A 2,501-nucleotide genomic window follows, 5' to 3' on the forward strand; every position below is an offset into this window, starting at 1 on the left:
ATACCCGTCATTTATTTAATCTATTACTATTAACAATTCTCAATCAGTCTGATTCAATAACATCTTCATTATTGCAGTACACATATACTAATAATTAGCGATCGCTGTGCCAGTTGCGTAAGTCCTGATATGAATAAACCAGAAATTAGTATCAATAACAGCACCATGAATTAAATAACCTAGAGGACCGTATGTAAATATAATATCTTTTCCATAAGTTAATTTTTCAGATGAAGCATAACTAATCGCATATTGCCATGATGGGTCAAGACCAATATTAATGCCATAGGGTAAAGGAAGAAAAATAATAAAACAATATCCTGTTAATATAAAACCTAAAATAGGAATGAATGTCTTATAGTTCAGAACTTTATTATTAATTTTTTTTAATAATGAATGCATACGATAACTTCTCCTAAAATCTTAATTATGACCATGATACGTCTATAGCATAATCTTCTGTTTGTCTCGTTAAATTAGGACTATAGCACGGATCATAGTCAATTATTTTTTGCCATTTTGACTGCATATATTTTACTTCATTACTAAACCTTTCTTGCTTTTCCGGTGTATCTTCATAACCACGACTTTTAGATTCATAATGATATAGCTTTACATGAGGTAAATAAACATTTATATACCCTTTTTCAAGGAATTTGAAACATAAATCAATATCATTAAAAGCTACTGCTAAACTTTCCTCAAACCCTCCAACCTCTTCAAAAACTTCACGCCGACACATTAAACAAGCTCCAGTAATAGATGAATAATTATTTACAGTTTTGAGATGGTTAAAATAACCATGACTATCACGAGCAAAATATTTATGACTATGACCGGCTACTCCTCCTATTCCTGCAACTACTCCAGCGTGTTGAATAGTGTTATCAGGATATAATAATAAAGCTCCTACTGCACCAATAGTAGGTCTTTGAGCTTCTTCTACCATAGCATTCAGCCAATCATTATTAATAACCTCAGTATCATTGTTAAGAAACAAAATATATTTTCCTTGTGTTTGCTTCACTGCGTAATTATTAATCTTAGAAAAATTAAAAGGAATGTCCAATATTTCACATCTGAATCTTTGAGGTTCTTTAATTTTCCATGATTCAATAATTTCCTTAGTTTCTTTCTCTGTACTACCATTATCAATTACTAAAACTTCATAGTTAGAATAAGTAGTTTTTTCAAAGATAGATTTTAAACAGGTATTAAGAATATTTCCTAGATTCTTAGTAGGAATAATAATACTTACTAAATCATGATGTTTAATTTCATATCTAACTATATGATGACCACAAGCCACCGGAATAACCTTTCCCGGTTCGCCTCTTCTTTCCAAGGCATCTTTAATGGCTCTTTGTGCTGCTATAGTGGCATAATTTTTAGTAGAGATATTTTGAGCAGTAGATTCTGCATGAATCCGCCAATGATATAAAATATTAGGAATATGGAAAATTTTATCGGTTTTTTCCGTTAGTCTTAAGACTAAATCATAATCTTGACTACCTTCATAACCTTCTCGAAAACCTCCTATTTCTTTAACTAAGTCTCGACGATAAACACCTAAATGACAGGTGTACATACGTGATAAGAATGAATCTGGACACCAGTCCGGTTTAAAATATGGATCTTGTAACTTTTCTTCTTCATTGATTTTATCTTCATCAGAATAAATCATATCTGCTTCAGGATAGTTATTAAGTAATTTTACTACCTCATATAAAGCATGGGTAGTCAATAAATCATCATGATCTAATAACGCTATATACTCTCCACTTGCTAATTCTATTGCAGAATTTGAACTTTTAGAAATATGCCCATTCTCTTTCCTGAAAGCAACTTTTATTCGCTTATCTCTAGCAATATATTCTTGTAATATTTCCTGTATATAAGGTTTAGTAGAAGCATCATCAGCAATGCACAATTCCCAGTACGGATAAATTTGATTTAAGACAGAATCTATTGCTTTTTTTAAAAAATCTTTTGGAGTGTTATAAACCGGCATAATCACACTAATTACTGGTTTATAGCTGAGATTTTTAATATCCTCAGTCATAAAAATTAAGTCTGTTGTTTTAGGATAATTTTTATTTAACCATTGTTGATATCTAATATCGTCACTCAAAGGAATTTCTTCTTTTTGTTTTAGCATATTAACGGTATAGCTTAAACCATAGGTGAAGACAAGAATAAAAATTAACCTTAAGTTTAATATTAAGTTAACTATTTTTCTAACTTTTTTTTTAATTTTGAATATAGTTTTAAACTTAAACCATATTTTTCTTAATTTCCAAAATTTGCTAGTTTCCATTGCTAAAATAGTGGATTGTGTTTCTTGTAATTGAGATTGTGTTTCTTGTAATTGAGGTTGTGTTTCTTGTAATTGAGATTGTGTTTCTTGTAATTGAGATTGTGTTTCTTGTAATTGAGATTGTGTTTCTTGTAATTGAGATTGTGTTTCTTGTAATTGAGATTGTGTTTCTTGTAATTGAGAT

At 29.9% G+C, this 2,501-nt stretch carries 2 protein-coding genes; both read right to left on the minus strand.

All coding sequences use genetic code 11. From position 1 onward, the window contains the following. Window positions 1–87: 87 nt before the first annotated feature. Window positions 88–402, minus strand: a complete 315-nt coding sequence (locus tag FFR48_RS27185; protein WP_137669504.1) for a hypothetical protein — start codon at window positions 400–402, stop codon at window positions 88–90. A 25-nt stretch (window positions 403–427) separates the two neighbouring features. After that, the coding region (locus tag FFR48_RS27190) for a glycosyltransferase (protein WP_201277697.1) at window positions 428–2,501 on the minus strand (2,074 nt) is incomplete at its 5' end.

The organism is Sphaerospermopsis reniformis, assembly GCF_005402885.1.
Classification (GTDB): Bacteria; Cyanobacteriota; Cyanobacteriia; order Cyanobacteriales; family Nostocaceae; genus Sphaerospermopsis; species Sphaerospermopsis kisseleviana.